This window comes from Pseudoalteromonas sp. SANK 73390, assembly GCF_054966645.1.
Window position 1 is genome coordinate 37,636 of the sequence record NZ_ARPN01000106.1, and the last position, 22,381, is coordinate 60,016.

18 protein-coding genes and 1 pseudogene are annotated in these 22,381 nt (G+C 39.1%); 10 read left to right on the forward strand and 9 right to left on the reverse strand.

The window, feature by feature from the left end; translation table 11 throughout:
- Window positions 1-91: 91 nt before the first annotated feature.
- Complete coding sequence (gene phhA / locus SANK73390_RS13180; RefSeq protein ID WP_261591799.1) at window positions 92-889, forward strand: phenylalanine 4-monooxygenase; 798 nt, start codon at window positions 92-94, stop codon at window positions 887-889.
- A gap of 11 nt (window positions 890-900) precedes the next feature.
- The gene (locus SANK73390_RS13185; protein ID WP_261591800.1) at window positions 901-1,245 is read left to right on the forward strand and encodes a 4a-hydroxytetrahydrobiopterin dehydratase; all 345 of its coding nucleotides are present in this window, start codon (window positions 901-903) and stop codon (window positions 1,243-1,245) included.
- Between the two features lie 56 nt (window positions 1,246-1,301).
- Here the strand turns inward: SANK73390_RS13185 and SANK73390_RS13190 are convergent, their stop codons facing one another.
- Window positions 1,302-3,548 (reverse strand): S9 family peptidase, encoded by a 2,247-nt coding sequence (locus tag SANK73390_RS13190; RefSeq protein WP_462766459.1) that lies wholly within the window; start codon window positions 3,546-3,548, stop codon window positions 1,302-1,304.
- 765 nt (window positions 3,549-4,313) lie between these two features.
- Window positions 4,314-5,861: a methyl-accepting chemotaxis protein gene (locus SANK73390_RS13195; protein ID WP_462766461.1), complete on the reverse strand. Its 1,548-nt coding sequence runs from the start codon at window positions 5,859-5,861 to the stop codon at window positions 4,314-4,316.
- A 798-nt stretch (window positions 5,862-6,659) separates the two neighbouring features.
- Here SANK73390_RS13195 and gshA point away from each other — a divergent pair.
- Window positions 6,660-8,237: a glutamate--cysteine ligase gene (gene gshA, locus SANK73390_RS13200; RefSeq protein WP_462766463.1), complete on the forward strand. Its 1,578-nt coding sequence runs from the start codon at window positions 6,660-6,662 to the stop codon at window positions 8,235-8,237.
- 123 nt (window positions 8,238-8,360) lie between these two features.
- Complete coding sequence (locus SANK73390_RS13205) at window positions 8,361-8,969, forward strand: transglycosylase SLT domain-containing protein (protein ID WP_261594271.1); 609 nt, start codon at window positions 8,361-8,363, stop codon at window positions 8,967-8,969.
- Between the two features lie 40 nt (window positions 8,970-9,009).
- Here SANK73390_RS13205 and SANK73390_RS13210 read toward each other — a convergent pair whose 3' ends face one another.
- Together SANK73390_RS13210 and SANK73390_RS13215 are read right to left on the reverse strand one after the other, a co-directional pair.
- Complete coding sequence (locus tag SANK73390_RS13210; protein ID WP_462766465.1) at window positions 9,010-10,209, reverse strand: ABC transporter permease; 1,200 nt, start codon at window positions 10,207-10,209, stop codon at window positions 9,010-9,012.
- Window positions 10,199-11,146 (reverse strand): ABC transporter ATP-binding protein, encoded by a 948-nt coding sequence (locus SANK73390_RS13215; protein WP_462766466.1) that lies wholly within the window; start codon window positions 11,144-11,146, stop codon window positions 10,199-10,201. Before SANK73390_RS13215 ends, SANK73390_RS13210 begins: the two co-directional genes overlap by 11 nt.
- A gap of 443 nt (window positions 11,147-11,589) precedes the next feature.
- Here SANK73390_RS13215 and SANK73390_RS13220 point away from each other — a divergent pair, with 443 nt between their 5' ends.
- Window positions 11,590-12,132, forward strand: a complete 543-nt coding sequence (locus SANK73390_RS13220; RefSeq protein WP_462766468.1) for an SRPBCC family protein — start codon at window positions 11,590-11,592, stop codon at window positions 12,130-12,132.
- Window positions 12,133-12,216: 84 nt separating this feature from the next.
- Here the strand turns inward: SANK73390_RS13220 and SANK73390_RS13225 are convergent, their stop codons facing one another.
- Complete coding sequence (locus SANK73390_RS13225; protein WP_462766469.1) at window positions 12,217-12,582, reverse strand: hypothetical protein; 366 nt, start codon at window positions 12,580-12,582, stop codon at window positions 12,217-12,219.
- 163 nt (window positions 12,583-12,745) lie between these two features.
- On the opposite strand from SANK73390_RS13225, the gene SANK73390_RS13230 reads away from it, so the two are divergent.
- A complete protein-coding gene (locus SANK73390_RS13230; protein WP_462766471.1) occupies window positions 12,746-13,498 on the forward strand; it encodes a Nif3-like dinuclear metal center hexameric protein in 753 nt (250 codons plus the stop codon).
- Between the two features lie 22 nt (window positions 13,499-13,520).
- Here SANK73390_RS13230 and SANK73390_RS13235 read toward each other — a convergent pair whose 3' ends face one another.
- From SANK73390_RS13235 to SANK73390_RS13245, 3 genes are all read right to left on the reverse strand, one after another.
- The gene (locus tag SANK73390_RS13235; protein ID WP_462766472.1) at window positions 13,521-14,270 is read right to left on the reverse strand and encodes a YdcF family protein; all 750 of its coding nucleotides are present in this window, start codon (window positions 14,268-14,270) and stop codon (window positions 13,521-13,523) included.
- Between the two features lie 59 nt (window positions 14,271-14,329).
- On the reverse strand, window positions 14,330-15,217 hold the full coding sequence (locus tag SANK73390_RS13240) for a LysR substrate-binding domain-containing protein (protein ID WP_462766473.1): 888 nt from the start codon (window positions 15,215-15,217) through the stop codon (window positions 14,330-14,332).
- A 272-nt stretch (window positions 15,218-15,489) separates the two neighbouring features.
- Window positions 15,490-17,865, reverse strand: a complete 2,376-nt coding sequence (locus tag SANK73390_RS13245) for a bifunctional diguanylate cyclase/phosphodiesterase (protein WP_462766475.1) — start codon at window positions 17,863-17,865, stop codon at window positions 15,490-15,492.
- A gap of 191 nt (window positions 17,866-18,056) precedes the next feature.
- Between SANK73390_RS13245 and pyrC the strand changes: the two are divergent.
- From pyrC to SANK73390_RS13265, 4 genes and pseudogenes are all read left to right on the forward strand, one after another.
- Window positions 18,057-19,101 (forward strand): annotated as a pseudogene (gene pyrC, locus SANK73390_RS13250) (dihydroorotase).
- A 332-nt stretch (window positions 19,102-19,433) separates the two neighbouring features.
- A complete protein-coding gene (locus SANK73390_RS13255; RefSeq protein ID WP_462766476.1) occupies window positions 19,434-19,643 on the forward strand; it encodes a cold-shock protein in 210 nt (69 codons plus the stop codon).
- Window positions 19,644-19,840: 197 nt separating this feature from the next.
- Window positions 19,841-20,146: an H-NS histone family protein gene (locus SANK73390_RS13260; RefSeq protein ID WP_462766477.1), complete on the forward strand. Its 306-nt coding sequence runs from the start codon at window positions 19,841-19,843 to the stop codon at window positions 20,144-20,146.
- Between the two features lie 99 nt (window positions 20,147-20,245).
- Window positions 20,246-22,000 carry a DEAD/DEAH box helicase gene (locus SANK73390_RS13265; RefSeq protein WP_462766479.1) on the forward strand — a complete coding sequence of 585 codons (1,755 nt, stop codon included), beginning with the start codon at window positions 20,246-20,248 and terminating at the stop codon, window positions 21,998-22,000.
- Window positions 22,001-22,034: 34 nt separating this feature from the next.
- Here the strand turns inward: SANK73390_RS13265 and SANK73390_RS13270 are convergent, their stop codons facing one another.
- Window positions 22,035-22,364: a ribonuclease E inhibitor RraB gene (locus SANK73390_RS13270; RefSeq protein ID WP_462766481.1), complete on the reverse strand. Its 330-nt coding sequence runs from the start codon at window positions 22,362-22,364 to the stop codon at window positions 22,035-22,037.
- Window positions 22,365-22,381: the final 17 nt, after the last annotated feature.

Below are 22,381 nucleotides of genomic sequence, written 5' to 3' on the forward strand. Positions count from 1 at the left end.
CTATTAAACTTTTCCTTACTTTTACATAGTATCGTAGCTACAAGTTGAAGCGCGATCATTAACGGTCGTCCGATGTAGTGAGAAGGTTATTATGGCTAAATCGAGTAAATATACCTCCAAGCAACCTGATGCAAATGGCATCATTGCTTGGAGCGATGAAGAGAACCAAATTTGGTCAGAGTTAGTAGCTCGTCAGCTAAAATGCATAGAAGGCAAAGCGTGTGACGAGTATATGGAAGGGCTTAAAAAAATAAACCTACCACATGATCGCATTCCACAATTACACGAGCTTAATGCAGTACTTGAAAAAGAAACCGGCTGGCAAGTTGCTCCAGTACCAGCGCTTATTGATTTTGATGAATTTTTCCGCTTGTTAGCGAACAAACAGTTCCCAGTAGCCACTTTTATCCGTAGTCGGGAAGAGTTTGATTATTTACAAGAGCCAGATGTTTTTCATGAGATATTTGGCCATTGTGCCATGTTAACTAATCCTGATTTTGCAGAGTTTACTCACAAATACGGTCAGTTAGGTTATGCAGCAGCCAAAAAAGACCGTGTGTATTTAGCTCGCTTATATTGGTTTACGGTTGAGTTTGGTTTGATGCAAACGGAAAATGGTTTACGTATTTATGGTGGTGGTATTTTATCAAGCCCGGGTGAAACACAGTACGTATACACGGACAAGCCTGATATCTCACCATTAGAGGTAACCGACGTATTACGTACTCCGTATCGCATTGATATTATGCAGCCTGTGTACTACACCATTAACTCAATCCATGATCTATTTGATATTTCACAAATGGATATCATGTCGTTGGTTGAAAAAGCAAAAGAGTTGGGCTTATTTGAGCCAAAATTTCCCCCTAAAGAAAAATTAGCAAGTTAAGGATTTATTAGATGTCTGATTTAAGTGCACAAAAATGTGAAGCGTGTCGTGCTGATGCGCCTAAGGTGTCAGATGAAGAGTTAGCGGTACTGATCAAGCAAATTCCTGATTGGGTGCCTGAAGTGCGCGATGGCATTATGCAGCTAGAGCGTGTATTTAAGTTTAAAAACTTTAAAAAGGCGCTTGAGTTTACCAACCTTGTAGGTGCAATGGCAGAAGAAGAAGGTCATCACCCTGGTTTGTTAACCGAGTGGGGCAAAGTGACTGTAACTTGGTGGAGCCATTCTATCAAAGGTCTTCATAAAAATGATTTCGTTTGTGCCGCAAAGACAGACGATGTGTTTGCCGCACTGTAAATTGGCGTCAATATCTTATAAGGGCCTCAATTGAGGCCCTTATTGTTTGCGACTTGCTACCAACTTAGTTCATACTCTTTTGGAGGCTTAGCACCAAGTAAGTGCTCAACAAAAAAATCCCAGCGTTTGCGTACAAAGTAAGGGTTTTTATCCAGTACATGCCCCATATTTGGGTAAATCATCAGTTCAAAATCTTTGTTTGCTTCAATCAGTTTTGAGGCCAACTGCAAGGTGGCAGCAGGATGAACATTACTATCTAGTTCTCCGTGCGCCAGTAGCAGTTTTCCTTGTAAGTGTTTGGCCATAGTAAGGTTAGATTGTGCATCCCAATGAGATGTAACGGGGTAGCCCATCCACATCTCGTTCCATCCGGCTTTGTCGACGCGAAAGTCATGATTGCCAGATGCAGCTACGCCCACTTTGAAAAAGTCAGGATGTTTAAACATTGCATGTGCTGTATCGTAACCGCCGGCACTAAAACCAAAAATACCTACTCTGTTGATATCGATATATGAATGCTCTTTTGCTAGTTGCTTTATTGCTACAACATGGTCATCAGTCCCGCCTCCAAGATTCTTAAATGAGTACTCATGAAATGCGCGCCCGCGTTTGTGAGTACCTCTACCGTCCATTTTTATAACGATAAAACCCAGTTCGGCAAGTGCATTCGCTTGTGTGCTATAGGTATTGAAAGATTTTGCAGTAAAAAAGTTGTGTGGGCCTGTGTAAATATCATCAATAATAGGATATTTTTTATTTGGGTCGAAATTGGAGGGAAGGTACATTAAGCCATAAAGTGGTGTTTTATTGTCACCTGCAAGTACCTTAAATGGCCTTGGAGGTTGCCAGCCAGTTGCAATTAATGCACTCGTATCAGCGCGTTGCAACTGACGTATTACTTTTCCTGTTTGACTATCGCGCAAAACACTCACTGGTGGTGTAGTGGGTGTTGAATAAGTATCAATGACATATTTATAATCATCAGATATTTGGGTGCTATGCTCTGCCGCTTCCGGTGTAAGTAATGTTAACCCAGTACCATCAAGGTTAGCTCGATATAGGTGTCGGTAGTAGTGATCTCTGCCAGCTTCTTTGCCTGAAGCTTCAAAATAGATATGCTTACTTTGGTTATCTATCGCTCGGATAGCTCGAACAGTCATAGCCCCAGAGGTAATCGCATTTTTTAGTTTACCAGTGGTAGTGTCATAAAGGTATAAATGCTGATAACCGGAGCGCTGTGAACTCCATACAAAGGCGTTAAGTTCAGGAAGGTGCCAATATAGCTGTGTCCATGGGTCGACATATTTATCATCTTGCTCAGTGACTAAAGTACGTACCGTGCTTTGTTCAGGTATTACTTCGCGCATATGATAAGTTTTGTTGCCACGCTCTCTGTCATGATAAACAAAGCGCCCATTATCTTGCCACCACCCCCAAATCGGGCTGCCATAATAGGTCTGCATAACAGGAGGAGTCTCCAGCATAGTCACGCGAGCTGTTTTGGTATCAATTAAGATTAAATTAGCCATCGGGAGTTGCTCATCACCAGCCATTGGATAGTAGTAGCTGATAGCTCTGGGTGTTAGCCCTTTATAGGTGTTGGCTTGTACCAAAGTGAGCTTATTTGTTTTACTTCTATCTATTTTGTGCGTAATTACATATCGGCTGTTGTCAGACCACATTACGCTGAAATTATCATCAGGGTAGGGTGTGCTGTTTTTAAAGCTAGCACGAGGGTTTGGGTGGGTAAGTGCATAAGGAAATAGCTCGCTACCATCGTGAGTTAATTGCTGCTGGGTACCTTGCTCAATAGAGTGAAGTACTAGGTTGTAATTATTAACTGAGACCTGCCAGCGACCATCTGGCGACAACCCTGAACTAGGCGTGTTTGGTTTTATGACCTCGCTACTGTTACATAAGTAATGGGTAAGATCACATTGCCACTGCTGTTCATTTAATTGAAAGTTGAGACTGTTAAGTGTGATAATTGGTTGCTTAAGCGGTAGGTGAGTAGGGCCATTTACTTCAATGCCATGCTTTTCTATTGCTTTCATTAACTGAGTGTGGTCAAAAGCAGGCCCTTGCAAATTGTTTTTTGCATCAACCATGATAAATTGATGGCCATTATTGGCAACTTGCTGGCGAAACCAAAACATGTCTTTTCCTGATAACCAGTGCGCTTCTAGCCAATTATTTTTTATTAAGGGTTTTAAATTATGAGGTAGAAACTGTTCAGCTCTATGATATTGCTCGCTACTAACCTGCTGATTTATAGTCATTGCTTGATTTGGTGATGAGCGCATATTTAGGCATCCGCTTAAGGTTGCGCAAACACTAAGTAATATTAAAATGTAATGGAGTTTTATCTGCATAGTAAAGTAAACCAAATTTTTGCTTAAGAAAGATGAATATCATGACTATATATAGATGTATATTGTATGCAATAGTTTGAGTGTTATTTTTTTGTCTGATATAGAGCAAGCATCTATAAAGTTAGTTTGGCGTTACCGTGCTGTTATTGTCGTGTTTATTATTCTGTCGGGCTAAATGACTGATTCACCGTGTTACGAATGACTCATGTAAAATAATTACATGCCGAAATTTTTGCCTTATTACCAAGCCATTTATTTAATGTAACTGGAACTATCAGCATTAAGAGGGCTATTAAGTTGCGACAATTGCTTTAGCGAATAAAACGATAAGAGCCGATTTTGCAATGCAAAAACATAATAAAAAATATGGGCCAAGATTACTTGTGGCTTAAAAAGCTTGTCAATAAGAGTGTCTAAAATAGGTAAGAAGGGCCTTCAAAAGACTGTTAAGGACTGAAGTCGCATAAACTACTCAACAGAAAAGTCATGAAGGTGCGAATACATCAGAGGCCAGAGGTAGACCCTTAATTTGAGCCTGTATATAAGCGAGCACCTAATTTATTTTAACTTTTTTTTTGACATTGACAGGGAGTCAATATAAGCCTCTAACCTTAGATTGAACAAAATCGCTTATCTAATTAATTAACTAAACAAGCAAAGCGGTATAACTTCACTCGCTTTGCTTAATGCTTGCAGTTAAGCTTTAAATGTAAGCAACAAGCCAGATATTTTGTTAGCACTTTCAACTAACTTTGCTGCATCTTCTGCCACACGGTAACTTAATTGTAAGTTGTCGTTACCATGCTCTCTTATATTGCCAATATTGTTGTTTATCTCAACACTGACAACTTGTTGTTGCTCTGCAGCAGCTGAAATTTCTTGCGCTGATTGAGCAATGTCACTTATTTGTGAGAAGATAGTTTCAAGTGCTTGTTGGCTCTGTTGACTTGCTTGTGCACAAGAGTCGGCTCTGTCTTTGGTGTTTTGCATCACTTTGGACCAACTAAATAGCGTGTCTTGAATCTCTTTAATTGAGGCATAAATATGGCTAGTGGCATTTTGTGTTCTAGATGAAAGAGCCCGCACTTCATCGGCAACTACGGCAAAACCTCTACCATGCTCACCCGCTCTAGCAGCTTCGATAGCTGCGTTGAGCGCTAATAAATTAGTTTGCTCAGCAATGCCTTCAATTTCGGTCATCACTTTACCTATTTTCTCAGCTTCACTGGCTAGTGATGTTGCTGTTTGTGCTGCTTCATCAACTTGGCCTGCCAAAGTAGTTACCATATGTGCGTTATCAGCCATAGCAGATTTGATGTCTTGGCAATGCTGTTGAGTTGCATCAACTTTGTTTGCGGTTTCTCCAGTGTTATGGGATATCTCCCCAATAGTGCTGCTCATTTGCGACATGGCTGCAGCAATGGAGCTTAAGCGCTGGCTTTGCGCTTGTATGCCTTGTTCGGTTTGGCTGGACTTATCATCAAGGCCTGTTGCAATATCTTTAAAGGTGAATGTGGAATCTTTCATGCGACCTAAAACGGTACGTAATTTAGCTTGCAGCATACCTTGAGTATACTTTGCAACACTAAAAGCACTATGACCGTCATAAATATAGCGAGAAACGGAATCAAATTGTGCTTGCTGCTCTTTTAAAGCGCCAGGTGTTGTTATTAATTCTTCGTAATTGATAGCAAGTAATGCAATAAATGTTGCAAATAGCAGCAATGCGCTAGTTACTCCCAAAAACCAACCTGTTAAAACAATACTAAGCGCTGTAATTGTAAAGCTGAGGCTGCGACGTAAGGTGTATTGTTCACTCCAATGCCAAATACTTTTACCTTGATTGATGGCGCTATATAATGTGTGTGCTCTTTGTTTTAGCGCATTGCTAGGACGTACTCTAACAGACTGATAACCAATGAGTTGGCCACGTTCAAAAATTGGCGTAATAAAGGCATCTACCCAATAATAGCGACCATCTTTACAACGGTTTTTGACGACACCTCGCCAAGAATGTCCCTCTTTTAGCTTATCCCATAACTCTTTAAATGCGGCTTTTGGCATGTCAGGGTGGCGAACTATATTATGGTTTTTACCAACGAGTTCTTCTTGTGAAAATCCAGAAACTGCACAAAAAGCATCATTTGCGTATGTTGTAACACCGCGTAAATCTGTAGTAGAGACAAGCTGATGGTTATCATCAAATGTGACCTCTTCATTAATTATATTGTGCCCGCGACGCATAAGTTTCTCCATTTGCTAACAAGTCCGTTAAGGCTTTACGAGTATGTACTTATCATTTGATAACACCTTTTTGATGTTTTGATAGCACCTAGCTTTTATCTTAAGATGATGAAAGCTCGTAAGCATGCCGTTAAAATTTACTTTAATTTTTTAGATTATAGCGAGTTATCAAGTCGTACAACAGGGGGTATTTAAATGGTATAGCCACAGTTAGCCTGCACGGTAGAGCAGGCAGAAGTACATCAGAGCTAAGTAATTACGCTATAAGAGAAAGTAAATCCAGCTATAGCAGGTCTATGTTTGAGCGGTTACACTGCGCGGCAAACATTAAACTTTTTGCCAATGGAACAGGTAAACCACTTTTTTATTTACGCACTAACTAGCAATGTGAGGCATTCAAAAGAGATAGCACTCAGTTTAAAGCTTAATGCCTTTCATTAAAGTCGCAGACAGTTGAGGTGATATAACTCATTGCTAATTGAACTGAAAATTGTCAAGTACTCAGTATGCTTTCTATCAGAAAAGCCCAATTTATTGTTTTTGTTAAGTGTAAACGAATCAGAGCAGTAGAAATAGGATTGAGTCAAACAATGATGAACTCAATAAATTGTATCATACGTATATAAGTGGCAAACTGAGTATACATGTGGATTAACAATTTACGCTCTATGATGTTGGCCAAGCATATAGCGATATACAAAGTACCCAGCATCTAGGAAAAGTCATTATTGTAACTTGAGTATTGCAAGTTGTGCCCCCATAACGTTTGGCATTGCCTAACTGGCCGAGGATATTTTTTTGATTACTACAGATTTACAGACCACACTAGCGGCATTGTCAGTGCCACAGCATAAGTATGCAATTAAAGGTATTAAGCGAGGAATAGAGCGAGAAGCCCTACGTATCAATAAAGATGGTACTATTGCTAAAACACCCCACCCAGAAGAGACTGGTCACCCTCTGACACATAGTAGTATCACCACCGATTTTTCTGAGTCTTTATTAGAGTTTATTACACCAGCCAGTGATGACCCTGAACAAACATTATCGCAATTAAGAGATTTGCAAAAATTTACCGTGTCTAAAATGGGTGATGAATTGCTTTGGCCAGTTAGCATGCCTTGCTTTATTAATGATGAAAATGATATTGCTTTAGCGCAGTTCGGTGACTCAAACGTTGGTAAAATGAAAACCTTATATCGGCAGGGGCTAAAGAACCGCTATGGTAGTATGATGCAAGCAATTGCGGGTGTGCATTTTAATATCTCTTATCCAGAGTCTCTATGGCAGAGCTTGGCGCAATTACAGAGCAACACGCAACCATTACAGCATTTTATTTCAGATAAATATCTGGGGTTAATTCGTAATTTTAAGCGAGAGCTTTGGCTTATTAGTTATTTATTCGGTGCTTCACCGGCGTTATGCTCATCGTTTTTGCAAGGTAAAGAGAGTCATCTGCCCTTTAAGAAGCTAGGCAAGGGTACTTTATATTTAGAATACGGCACCGCTTTACGTTTAGGCGATTTGGGTTATACCAATAGCGCACAATCATCACTAAAGGTGACATACAACTCGTTGGATGATTATATCGGGGGATTACGAGAGGCGATTCGTTGTCATTCTGATTTATATGGTCAATTAGATGATTACACCAGTACATCTCCAAAGCAGTTGAATAAAAATATTTTACAAATAGAAAACGAATTTTATTCACCTATTAGGCCAAAACGCAATGCACTTAGTGGTGAACCACCAACGCATGCCTTAGAGCGTGGTGGTATTGAGTATATTGAAATTCGCGCGTTGGATGTCAATCCATTTGTTGATACTGGAATAAGCCTAGAGCAAATTAATTTTCTTGATGTATTTTTGACTTATTGCTTATTAAAGCCGTCGCCCATGATGAATTGGGATGAGCAAAAAGTCAGTCAAGACAACTTAACCACAGTTGTCAATCAAGGTCGAGACCCTCAAGTAAAGTTACAGCAACATGATGAGCAAGTATTGCTTAGCCTGTGGGCTGCGGATATTTTTTCCGAGTTAGCAGGTGTTGCAAGCTGGATGGACGAAGCACAGCAAAGTAATAAGTATTCAGACACCATACAAGCAATAAGTTCTTGGGTTACACAGCCAGAGAAAACATTTTCTGGCCGCTTAGTTTCACAGCTCAAGTCGCAGCAGCAAGACTGCGGTATAATGGCACTTCATTTAGCTAAGAATTACAAAGCATCGTATTTGAATATTAATTATCAGCAATATAGTGAACAAGCACTCAATGTGGTTGCTGAACAATCACAACAAGCGGCTAAGTCTATAAAGCAAAGTGATGAGAAAGACTTCGTTGCTTTTCTTGATGATTATTTTGCTAAAGCGTAGGCAAAAAAAAGCGCAGTTTAATAAACTGCGCAAATAAATTTCAGGGATGAAACAATGCTAAACTGCTGCATTCATAAGTTAGGACTGGCATTATTTAGAAAAGTTCAATGGGTTTTAAAAAAAATGCAAAAATTTATAACTTTATTGTCAGTACTGTTTTTTGTAACTGGTTGCGCCACTGCACCACCAAAGCAACCTCATGATATTTGTAAAATATTTAAAGAAAAAGAAGATTGGTACTATGATGCGCGTGACGCTCAGGATAAATGGGGATCACCCAAGCATGTGCTGATGGCAATGATGTATCAAGAAAGTTCCTTCAAGCACGATGCAGCGCCTCCAATGGAATATTTTTTATGGGTAATCCCTATTGGTCGAGTTAGTTCAGCTTATGGCTATTCCCAAGCTAAAACTCCCACATGGAGTGACTATAAACGAGAAACAGGTAACTCAGGTGCCGACAGGGATGATTTTGAAGATGCCATCGATTTTATGGGATGGTTTGTTTATAAAACCCATAAGGTAAATGGCATATCAAAGTGGGATGCGTATGCGCAATATTTGAATTACCACGAAGGGTGGGGTGGCTACAAACGAGGTACTTATCGTAAGAAAAAATGGCTAATGTCAGTTGCAAATAAAGTGAAACACAGAGCCAGTCGTTATGGTGCACAGTTAAAGCGCTGTGAAGATGATTTAGACAAAAACTGGTTTGAGCGGCTATTTGGTTAATAAGTAAGTTTGGAGATAGCGCGAGCTATCTCCGTATTTTCTAACTTGGCTCTTTCAACGCCCATCGTAGCATTTGTTTTAAATTTGGTTCTTTACCATACATGACCATACCCAGTTTAAATAAACGTCCAGCACTCACTCTAGTAAAATAGCAGCCAATTGAGGTACTGATTATAGCAATCAGAGTTTGCCAAATAGGAACGTCAATGAGTGCCATCTTCATAGGCATGACAGCAAATGCAGTTAGTGGAAAGTAGCTTAGTACCTCAACGAGTGTACCACTTGGGCTATCAATTATAAAAAAACCAATGATCATAGGAAGTAGTGGCAACATCATAAAAGCCGTTTTTCCACTATGGTTTGGGTCATCGATGGCAGATGCAATAGCAGCCATAAATGCGGTTGCCATATATATTCCCAGTAACGCAAATAATCCTAGCCACGGCAACAAGTCAAAGTTAATCATAGATAAATCTAATGGCTGCCCTTTTAAGATAACTTGCATAAAAGCCATGACTAAAATAAAGCTGATTAACGTGCTTATCATCGCTTTTAAACTATGCAGCATTTGGCCAAATATTTTTCCGTCAATCCAAGTTTGTGCGCTCATACAAGCATATAGTTGCTCAGTCACTCGTTGCTGCTTTTCACCGGTGATCGATACAAAAATTTGCCCAAATGACATAAAAACGCCGATGATCATCAATACCAAAACGCCTATGGCTGTGGAGGATGACTGTTGCTCTAGACTCTTAATTTTTGTGTCTAGGTAGCTGTTTACCAAAGTAATAGGTTGTTGCAGTAACTCAATTTGTTGTGGCGTAATGTTTAAACGCTCAGCAAGCACTTTGGAGTAATGGGTACTTAGTACCATTTCAAATTCTTTTTGCCATGCCATTTTACCTACCGTGATCAGCTTAAATTGTTGTTGCTGATCTAATGTATTCATAGGTAGCAAAATACCGTCTAGCTGCTTATTTTCTAGCATAGGGATGAGTAATTCGACGGCGTCGGAGCGTTTTTCAATTATAAAGGGGGCTGGCAGTTGGCTGGCCGAGAAATTATTCGGCACGGCTATGACATATTTGTCTGGAGAAAATAGTGCGCCACTTTGCGAAAAGTAAATAAATAGCCCCACACATAGCATGATTACTTTGCTTAACAGCTCTTGCTTCCACTTAAAAAATTGCATGAACTCCCATTTTGCTACTAACAGAATTTGATTGAATTTATGCTCCATGTTGACGTTGCTCCTGAGTAGGGTGCTGTGCGATGGCTTTGAGGTAAAGTTGGTGTAAATCCATAGTTTTACTTTCAATATGTTGCAATGTGCCCAATTGTGTGAGTTCTATGAGTTTAGTGTTTAGATACTTAGCACCGCTTAGTTCTATACGTATAGTATTATTGTTTAACAAGGTGAGCCGTGAGCTATCAGCGTCTAACGTATTTAAGTTGATATCAGTCTCGTAACGTAAAACTAGCTCTGCACTTACCCCTATTTGCTGTTTAATCTCTGCCAATGAGCCTAGTAGTACTGTTTGGCCTTGGTTCATTAATAGCATTCTATCAGCAAGCTTTTCGACCATGGCCATTTGATGTGCGCTTAAAATAACTGTTATACCGCGTTGTTTTAGTTTTGCTAAAAAGGTAACCACTTTTTCCTGGTTTATTGGATCAAGGCCTGAGAAAGGCTCATCCAGTAATACTAATTTTGGTTCATGCAGAACAGCGCTGATAAGCTGCACTTTTTGCTGATTACCTTTTGATAGTGACTTTAGCGGGTCATGCTGTCTTTCAATAAGTTCAAACTCATTTAGCCAAAATTCAATGCGCTGCTTGGCAATTTGTTTATCAACACCACGCAATCTTGCAAAATACATTAAATTTTGTGTTAGGGTTTTTTCTGAGTATAACCCTCGGTCTTCGGGTAAGTATCCTAGTGCATGATGAGGAATTGCGGAATATGATTTCGCATCAAGATTTACCGTAATCGTGCCTGAGTCAGGGTGGGTAAAGCCAATCAGCATACGAACTAAAGATGATTTACCTGCACCGTTGGGTCCAAGTAAGGCGAAGATTTCACCCTCTTTTACACTAAAGGTCAAGTTATCAACCGCAGTCACTTGCTGGTAATGTTTAAACACATTGCAAACATTGAGAATTGATTTTTCTTGCATAAATATACCTGCTGAATATTCTTTGTAATTAAGAGTACCGCATTTTTGTATTAAACGAGCCATGTTAATACGCTAAATTGTAAAGAGGTTTTTCAATCAAGCACTTACTTACACTCAAGCCCATTAGGCTATTATTTTGCATCAAGTAAGCTGGCGATCTGAGTATTTCAATCATTACTTTGCTAAATGTCTTGTCTTGATGCGTCTTTACGATACTTCCATCGATAAATAACTACTCAGGGTTATTTTCTGAGGTATACATTGAAACAGCTTTTGCAAAACTCTTTTTTTGGCCAGAGATTTAAGCGCCTAAAGACCGTATTCCATAGGCCTAATTCTTTTAGTAAAACTTACGTAGTAATTTTGTAAATAGACTTTCCTAGTTTGCTATAAAAAGGTACATTAACTTCAGTATTTTCAAATATTACCGAAGAGGCAGAAGGATGTTGAAAAAAATAATTATTGTACTGTTATTGGTCATTGTTACCCCGTTTATTATTGCTTTGTTTATTGCTGATAGTTATCACGTTGAGCGACAAGTTATAATAAAGCAACCTGTTGAATCCGTATTTTCTTATATAAAACACCTTAAAAACCAAGCAGATTACAGTACTTGGGAGCAAATGGACCCAAGTATGGAAAAAACCTATAAAGGGGAAGATGGCACCGTTGGCTTTGTTTCAGCGTGGCATAGTGAAAACCCTGAAGTGGGAACTGGTGAACAGGAAATTGTGCGAATTGATGAAAATAAGCGTATTGATTTTGAACTTCGGTTTATCGAACCATTTCAATCTACAGATCCTGCTTACATGACGACGGAAAAAGTGCCAGAGGGTACTAAGGTGACGTGGGGGCTACATGGAAATATGGAGTATCCGATTAATTTGATGCTATTGTTAATGGACTTTGAAGCTGTGCTAGGTGATGACTTGCAAATAGGGTTAGATAATCTTAAGGAGATTTTAGAGACTCCTATTTTAGAATGATCTTCATATTCTTGAGCTAGATAGATATAAAAAAACCGCTCTAATAAGCGGTTTTTTATATCTAGTTGTTAAGCGTGGTATAAATTAAACGACACCACGTGGTAAACGGCAATCATGGTCTTTGCTGGCAAGCTCAACAATCCATAGCTCTTCAGCGGTGTAGCCTTGAGAGTTTTCTTTAACTACTTTAAAAGGAGCTGTTTTACTCTTAGCTTTAGCAGGAGCTGCATTGTTTGTTTTTGCTTTTTTAGCTGGTGCGGCTTCGCTAGGTGTCGCTGAACCAGAAGTTAGCTCTTCTGTTAATGCAGCTACGTCTGCTAGGCGTAGGTTTTTGCCGCCATCAATACTATACCAACCAGGTTTGGTGGTAATTTCAGGCTTCTTGCCATGGGCAGTTTCGTAAGCAGCTTCAAAAGCGCTTAACACTTCAGTTTTATCTAGTTTACTCATCGTAGATCCTAGTCGGTATATACGCGGATACGCGGGATTTAAGAATAAAGAGTATTTATACCCATATTTACGCAATTTTTCAATTTTTTAAGGGTTTTGCTTCCAATTTGTCGGCAGAAACGCCAAAATTTGGTAATTATTAAGCAAAAAGATTGGTTATTTCATGAAGCGTTCAGATTTTACACAGATGTTGAGTGAGTTGTTAAAGCCCGATGCGATTAGAGATTTTGCGCCTAATGGATTACAAGTGGAAGGCGCGGACACAGTGCAAAAAATCATTACTGGCGTGACGGCAAGTCAAGCACTGATAGATGCGGCAATTGCCTTAAAAGCGGATACGATTTTGGTACATCACGGTTACTTTTGGAAAGGCGAGTCGCAAGTGATTACAGGCATGAAAAAACGCAGAATCGCTTCACTGTTGATAAATGATATCAATCTTTATGGATACCATTTACCGTTAGATATACATCCAGAGCTGGGTAATAATGCACAACTTGCACAGTTGCTTGATATAGAGTTACTGGGAGGTCTTGAAGATGGTTCGAGCAGTGTACCTGTATATGGCCGCTTGAATCGCTCGATGTCAGCCGAAGTGTTTGCTGAGAAAATTGCTACAGCATTAAATAGAAAGCCACTCGTTAATATAGTACGTAACAAACCAATCGAAACCATTGCTTGGTGTACGGGTGGTGGGCAAGGTTATATCGACTTAGCTGCAAGCAAAGGTATTGATGCATATTTAACAGGCGAAGCGTCTGAGCAAACTATTCACAGCTCAAATGAACAAGCGATAGATTTTTTTGCAGCAGGTCACCATGCTACTGAGCGCTATGGAGTTAAAGCGCTGGGAGAATATTTAGAACGGCAGTATGGATTAGATGTTACCTTCATTGATATTGACAATCCAGTGTGAGTAGCCAGAAAAACGAGGCGCGCTAAAGCACCTCTGGGTTTATACCGCGACGTATCTTAATCCAGACTTTGCCAAGTACCTCATAATAATGCACCGTTATGGCTTCTAGGACGGTAATTTGGGCAATAAATTGTTTATACCGCGGTTGGCTTGAAAAACTATAAAATTGGGTCGGTGCAGCTATGGTTTCTACTCCCTGCGCTGCAAATAAATCGCTTGCACGAGCTAAGTGGCTTGCTGATGTTACCAAAGCGACCTTTCTATCAACTAGGTAAGGTGCTAATTGCTTAGCTTCATCTTTTGTATCTAGCGCATTAGGGTTGGAGCGAATACGTGATGAACTGATGCCTAAATCAATGGCTGTTAATTTCATCAAGTGAGCACTTGTTTGGCCTGAGACAATAAGTTGCGCATTTTTATAGTGGTGTGCTAAGCGTACCCCTTCGGTTAGCCTAGAAAGCGAACATCCGCCAAGTTGAGCATTGGCACTTAGGCGATTATTTGCATAGGTATCGCAGCCTAACACCACTATTTTCTCGATATGAGAGTGGTTTTTTAGCTCAAACGCGCTGATTTTAGACTCTATCGGTGAAATAACTTTTCCGGCAATAAACGGTGTACTTATACACCAAGCAAATAAAACACTAAACCAAGCTATAATGTACGACTTTTTATTGGTTTTACTCATAAACAATAAACATAAAGCAAGCACAATAAGCAGCAATGGTAATGGCATGAGTAGGCTACCGAGTACTTTTTTGACAACAAACATAAAAAACCCAATCGATTAGATTGGGTTTAGTTTAGTTAATTTGTTATAAAAATAATAGCTTAACGATTATTGTTCTGCTTACAGGTATTTAAAAAGTGCCGATACACTGGGTTGTCTTTCATGGTTTTTTTCATTGCTAAATACATGGGACGATTGAGTCCTAGTGCGCCTAAGGGAATAGACTTAATAAGTCCTTGGCTTTCATAGGGGGTGACTAACCAATCTGGCAAAGCGGCAACACCCATACCCGCACTTACGAGCTGAAAAATTAATAAACCTTGATCAACCGTTTTAAGTGTGCCATCAAAGCGAGCGTTTTGAATAAAGTGCTTGAATATGTCTTGTCGTTCTTTTGGAATAGGGTATGAAATTATGGTCTCATCTTTTAAATCAAGCGCTGTTACATAGGCTTTTTTGGCTAGTTCATGATCGGGCGCGACAATGAGTTTTAATTTAAAATCAAAAAGGTGTGCATATTCAAGTTTGTCTTGTTCTCGCATATCTGATGTCAGGACAAGGTCTAAATCATCCTCTAATAAGTCAGGAATAGCGTCGTAGCTAAAACCACGCTCATAATCGACCTTAATATCGGGCCAAAAGTTATTAAATTCTTTTATTGTTGGCAATAACCAATGGAAGCATGCATGACATTCTACGCTAAGTCGTAACTGCGAAATAGGCTGGTTTAAACTTTCTTTTAAGCGACATTTAGTCGCTTCCACGCGAGGTAAAATTTCACTCGCAAGCTCAAGCAACAGCATACCTTGAGGGGTAAACCGAACAGGCTGAGTTTTGCGTTCAAATAACTGGCAATCTAATTTGTTTTCTAAATCTTTAATTTGATGTGATAAAGCTGATTGCGTCAAGAACAACTCACGGGCTGTATTAACGAGTGAACCGGTGTCTTTAAGGGTCGAGATGGTTTTCAGGTGCTTTATGTCGATCATCTTTAATAAATCTCATTATCAGTGTGAGTTAAACTCAGATTGCTTTGCCGAAACCCTAGTTATTACCTAATAGTAACGCCTAGTTGTCTACAAAACTAGCAATCGATGATTAGTTTTTAACAAAATCACTATAACACTATTGTTGACAGCGTTGTCATTCTTTATTTAAATTTTTTACAAAAAAGACAAATTAATTTTATTCATCTTGTCCTTAAGCGATGTCTGATATTTACTTGAGTTATCTCAATGTCTAAAGCAAATAAGTTACATGCTTATATTGATAGGGCCATCTCTGTATGATTAAGCAAAAACTGCATAGCTTCATCTGCTGGCAGTGGTTTTGAGACCATAAAACCTTGTCCGAATTGACACCCTTTGCGTTTTAATAGCGCCCATTGTTTTGGATTTTCTATGCCTTCAGCAACCACATTTAAATCTAATGAGCGAGCTAAAGATAAAATGGTGTCTATTAGTGGGTTTTCCTTATGTGTTAGCTGATCTACAAAGCTTTTATCTAGCTTTAACACATGAATGGGAAGTTGGTGCAAATAACCTAAAGCGGAATAGCCAGTACCAAAATCATCTAAGTATAGCTTTACACCTAAAGGTGCTAGTCCTGTAATGATTTGAGTTGCTAACTTTAGGTTCTCTATTAATCCAGATTCCGTGATCTCTAAACACAATGAACCATTGGGTAACTGATGGTCGATATAAAGTTGCTGCATATAAGTAACAAAATCGAGACTGGCAAAGTGTCGTGATGATACGTTCACTGTGACACGTGTCATCGGGTAGCCAGCCTGTCGCCATAGCTTTAATTGTTGCGCGGCTGAGCGTAACAGATGTAAATCTAAATCAATAATTTGACCAGTCTGCTCCGCAATGGGTATAAAATCATTGGGAGGAACTAACCCATTTTTGGGATGGTGCCAACGGACTAAAGCTTCAAAACTGACTACATGTGGGTCGTTGAGCGAAAAAATGGGCTGAAAAAATAACTCAAATTCACTATTTCGAATGCCATGTTGTAAGTCATTTTCAATGTCTGCCCGGCGTTTAAGCTTTTTACGCATGGCATTATTAAAGTAGCATACTTGCCCACGGCCACGAGATTTCGCCTCGTACATAGCAGCGTCAGCTTGTTGCAGCAATGTAATTGCATTGTCGGTGGCATTGCCAGTATAAGCAACGCCTATACTGGTAGACGCTTGTAACTTATGGCCATCAATGAGTAAAGGCTTGGCAATTGCTTCATTTACTCGCTCTAATGCAAGCGCTACCTGCTCTTTATCTTTGACATTCTCAATGAAAATCGCAAATTCATCCCCACCTAGGCGCGCGAAAGTATCTGTGCGGCGAATACACTCTTTAATGATATTTACAATAGCAACTAAAAATCGATCACCCACATCATGTCCGAGTGCATCATTAATACTTTTAAACCGATCAAAATCTAAATAAAGTAAGCAATGCAAATTATCATTCTTAGCTCTTTCTAAAGATAAAATAGCATGTTTAACACGCTCTAATAATAAGTAGCGGTTTGCGAGCCCCGTGAGTTCATCATGCAGCGCTCTATGCTCTAGTGCTTGGCGCGATAATTGTCGATCAATTGCCATACTTACTTGGCGGCTAATATAAGTCAAAATTGATAAGTGATGATGATGAAACGCTTTGTCTAGGGTGTAGCTTTGAATCACGATCACCCCTTGATACTGTTCATTAACAGCAAAAGGAACACCTAGCCAAGACTTTGGTGATTGGCCGACCATTTTAAAGTGGCCCATATCAATGTGGTGCTCAAACTCTCTACTGTTGCATAATAATGGCTTGCCTGATGTCAGGGTATAATAAGAGGCCGTGTGCTTTATTTGTGATTTAGAGACACGTTGATGGGCATTACACTTGGTCTTGTTTTCAATCAGGTAGTCTATTTCTAATATATCGCTATATCTATCGTAAAGACCAATGAAAAAATTTTCTGCAGGTAATTGGCTATTGATGATTTGGTATAGTTCATCATAGAAAGCTTCTAAGTCTAAAGAGCGGTAAGTGATATTGGCAATTTTTAATAGGCATTGTTCTAACTGTTGTGCTTGATTTAATTGTTCAATAGTTGTTTTGAGATTATTAAGCGTTTTAACTTGGTTGATTTTTGCGCTCAATAAGTGTGCAACAGTTGAGAGGATTTGCAAGTGGCTTTGACTAAAGTAGTCGCGTTTTGGATGTTCACAATCGATTACTCCAATAAGCGTGTCTTCGTATATTAGAGGCACACAAATCTCAGATAAAGCCGGGCGGCTATCAGCAATGTACATAGGTTCAACAGAGACATCTCCAGATACGAATGCTTTTCCAGTACGCGCTACGTGGCCAGTAATTCCTTGCTCAATTGGAATTTTAGTTTGTGCGACTTTATAATCGCTGCTTTGCTGCGCGACGCCCATGCTCGCAACTTCTTCTAAAAACTCGTTCTGGTCATCTGCAAGATAAATTACACAATCTACAAACCCTAAGCGGCTCACTACCTGAGATGTAACATAATCAAATAGCTCATCTAATTGGGTGATTTGCAACAGCGATGAAGAAAACAGATTAATAATGCTGAGCTGCTCAGTTTTTGATTCTAATTTGTTTTTTGAAAGCATGTACATCGCTCATCGATACAATTACCAACAATTTAACTTACTTGAAAGGTAAACGACATATTATTGCGAAAAAAAATATTTTTTATCAGAAAAACCCAACGAGTGTATTTCGCTGCTTTGATTAGCGTAAAAACTTTACTCTGCGCTTTGAACTGCCTATGATCGGACAAATTCAGCCGTGGAAAAGAGCAATGACAAGTAAAGTAGATTCCCTCACTATCACTAGACCTGATGACTGGCACGTACACTTACGTGACGGTGTGCAACTTAAAGATACAGTAAGAGATATAAGCCGTTATATGGGGCGTGCTATTATTATGCCGAACTTGGTGCCTCCAGCTACTTGTACAGATACTGCACTGGCGTATCGAGCGCGTATTTTAGCGGCGCAACCTCAAGGCAACTTTCAGCCATTAATGGTGCTTTATTTAACAGACAAAACAACGCCAGAAGAAATAAAAAAAGCTAAAGCGAGTGGGCACATCGTTGCGGCAAAGTTATACCCTGCAGGAGCAACAACGAACTCTGATTCCGGCGTTACAGACATCGAAAAGGTTTTTCCTGCTTTGGCAGCAATGCAAGACGTAGGCATGCTGCTTTTAATACATGGAGAGGTAACGGACTCATCTATTGATATCTTTGATAGAGAGAAGGTTTTTATAGATACTAAGCTGGCTAAAATTGTTGACTCATTCCCAACACTTAAAATTGTCCTTGAACATATTACAACCAAAGATGCGGTTGAATTTGTACAAAAAGCGTCAGACAATGTAGCGGCAACCATTACCGCACATCACTTGCTTTATAATCGCAATCACATGTTAGCGGGAGGAATAAGACCGCATTATTATTGCTTGCCTATCTTAAAGCGTAATATTCATCAACAGGCTTTGATAGAGGCTGCCACAAGCGGTAATAAAAAGTTTTTCTTGGGTACAGATTCCGCGCCACATGCCAAAGATAAAAAAGAAGCGGCTTGTGGTTGTGCTGGGGCGTATACGGCGCATGCTGCATTAGAACTTTATGCTGAAGCTTTTGAAGATGCTGGTGCGTTAAATAAACTAGAAGGGTTTGCAAGTCATTTTGGGCCAGATTTTTTATGGTTTACCTAGAAACACAGATACTGTCACGTTGAAACGTGAAAGCTGGATTACACCACAAAGCTTTCCTTTGGGTGATGATCAGGTTGTCCCTATTAAAGCGGGTGCTGAGCTAAACTGGAAAGTTATTGCTTAAATAGAAATAATTCATACGATGTACAAAAAACGCACGCTTTAGTGCGTTTTTTTATGTTTTTATAGGCATTATTTTATTATGAATTTTGAGTAAGATTTGTACCGTTTGTTATTTTATATGTTAGGCTTAAAGGGCTTTGAGTTTTTGCTGTTCTATGGATGTAAGAGTTGCGGTAAGGAAGCTTCATTGGTTAACTAATAGTATTATTAGCTAGTTAATGAGCGTTATGTATTTTTTGCTGTATTTATTATTCCGACAAATTGCGGCGTAAGCTCAAGGAGGAAGCCGTTTAGGCAAGTGTTAAATTGATCTGACTTACAGGAATAATAGGTATGTCTAATTCTAAAACAGGTAAAGTAAAGTTTTTTAATGAATCTAAAGGCTTTGGCTTTATTGAACAAGATAATGGCCCTGATGTATTTGTACATTTTAGTGCTATTTCGGGTGATGGTTTTCGTACTTTAACTGATGGGCAAGCGGTATCGTTTGACATCAAACAAGGTAAAAAAGGCCCCGAAGCAGAAAATGTAGTGGCTATATAAAACTTCATTTTACCTGAGGAGTAACGCATAGTTGCTCCTATTTTATTTCCCTTCACCTTCTTTAAATTAACTTATATTATTTGCTTTATTATATTTATATGTAAAAATATAGTAATCAGAATATAATTGTAATTTATATCTGATTTAGACATACCTATATTGGGTATTTTTCAAAAAATAATTTAAGAGTCATATCAATGCGTGAAATCAAATCTTTTATAAAATCTGCAAATTTTAGTGAGTTAGAGAAAGCAGCCGAATTAATTAATGAGGCAATTGAATCTCAACGTGAACAGCAGCAAGTAAAAGAGGAAGTATTAGCACTGATCAAGGAAAAAGGTTTAACTCTTGACGATCTTGTGTCAGGCGCACCTGTTGATAAACGCGCAAAAGTAAAACCTAAATACAGAATTGAAAAAGGTGGCCAAGTATTTGAATGGACAGGCCGAGGTAAAACACCAAAAGCATTTTCTGGTGTAAATTTAGACGATTATACAATTTAATTGTTTAAATTAGCTTAATATTTCTTGAAAGGCTCTAATTGAGCCTTTTATCTTCGCTCTCTTATTTATTATGTGTATAATTAAATTATCGTATCTCGGATGTCAGAGGTGCATATTTATACACTCAGACCTTATCAACAAGAAGCTGTTAATAACACCATCGCTCACTTCAAACGCTGTAGCGATCCTGCGGTAATTGTGTTACCCACTGGTGCAGGTAAAAGCTTGGTTATTGCTGAGTTAGCTCGCATTGCTCGGCATAAAATACTGGTGTTGGCTCACGTTAAAGAGCTAGTTGAGCAAAATGCACAAAAGTATTTAAGCTTTGGTTTATCAGCGAGTATATTTTCAGCAGGTTTGAAAAAAAAATCCTTATCTGAGCAAGTAACCTTTGCAAGTGTGCAGTCAGTTTCAAGAAACTTAGAGCAATTAAATGAATTTTATTCGTTGGTGATTATAGATGAATGCCATAGAGTAAATGATGATTCCCAGAGCCAATATCAAAAGGTAATTACGGCATTGAAGGCGTACAATGCAAAATTAAAAGTGCTTGGCCTTAGTGCAACACCTTATAGGTTAGGAATGGGGTGGATATATCATCATCATTATCATGGTTTTGTAAGGGGAACAAAAAACAGTCCATTTAAACTCTGTATTTATGAGTTACCTTTACGGTATATGATTAAAAATAAATACTTAACACCACCTAAAGAAATAGACCCAGCAATTTCACATTATGACTTTTCTGCTTTAAAAACTGATCAGTTTGGTATTTATTCACAAAATGATATGAATACCCTACTTGAATCGCAAACTCGTGCAACCTATAGCATTGTTTGTCATATTATCGAGCAAAGTAAACATCGCCAAGGGGTGATGATTTTTGCTGCTACAGTAAAACATGCAAAAGAAGTATTAAGTTATTTACCGACCGAAAATGCTGAGTTAATTATTGGTGATACTAAAGATATACAAAGAGATAATATTATTAACTGCTTTAAAGATAAAAAGTTAAAGTTTTTAGTAAATGTATCTGTATTAACAACAGGGTTTGATGCACCTCATGTAGATTTAATTGCCATATTAAGGCCCACTGAGTCTGTTAGCTTGTATCAACAAATTGTTGGGCGAGGTTTACGGTTATCGGATCAAAAGACAGATTGCCTGATACTAGACTATGCAGGCAATAACTTTAACTTGTTTCATCCTGAAGTGGGGGCAAAAAAGCCAAATACTGACTCAGAGCCTGTTCAAGTGCTATGCCCCGGTTGCGGATTTGCCAATGTTTTTTGGGGTAAAACTAATGAGCAAGGTCAGGTTGTTGAGCACTTTGGTCGTCGGTGCCAAGGTTTATTAGATGACGAAACTGAGCAGCAACAATGTGACTATCGCTTTCGCTTCAAAGAATGTGACGCGTGTGGCAGTGAAAATGATATTGCTGCGCGGCAATGTTGGCAGTGTCACAGTGTTTTGGCTGATCCAGACGATAAACTGCGTGCTGCCTTAAACCTTAAAAATGCCTTGGTAATACGCTGCAGTGGGTTGAGTATAATTGAGTTGCAAGCGCATAGAGTTAAAGTGACTTACTTTGATGAGGATGGCGCAAGCTGTGATGAAATATATGATTTTGCAAATAGTAAAAGCAGATATGTGTTTAATCTAGACTATGGCAAACGTATTAAAGGCCACAACACACAGATGAATTGGCAAAATGCTAAGCAAGTATATGAGATGCAAAATTTGCTAGTAGCGCCCGATTTTGTTATTGCAAAACAGCACAAAAAATACGGCTGGCAGGTAAGTGAAAAAATATTTGATTATCAGGGGCAATATCGAGTAGCCGATAAGTCATAGGGCCTGATTTAGGGCGCTATGACTTACTTTAGCTTTATTCTGGCATCATAATACCCCAGCCATCACCGTATCCTTCGTGCGAATTGGCGATACTTTCAAGGTACTGTTCTGTTTGAGAAAGCAGTTGGTGGTCGGGTACCATTTTAATTGATGAAATCACCTCCCAAACACTGGTATCTTTGCATTGCTGCAAATCAGTTTGTGGTGCGAGTTCATCCGTTGAGATTGCCTTGATAAAAGATTCGGCTTGTGGTTTTTGCTCAAATAAAATGAAAAAGTCGACCGTATGAAATTGTGTCAGGTCAAGACCTGCTTCTGCCATTTCTTGGAGAAGCTGGCCATTATCATCGTCTGGGAATTGCATATATAAGTCCAAGTAAA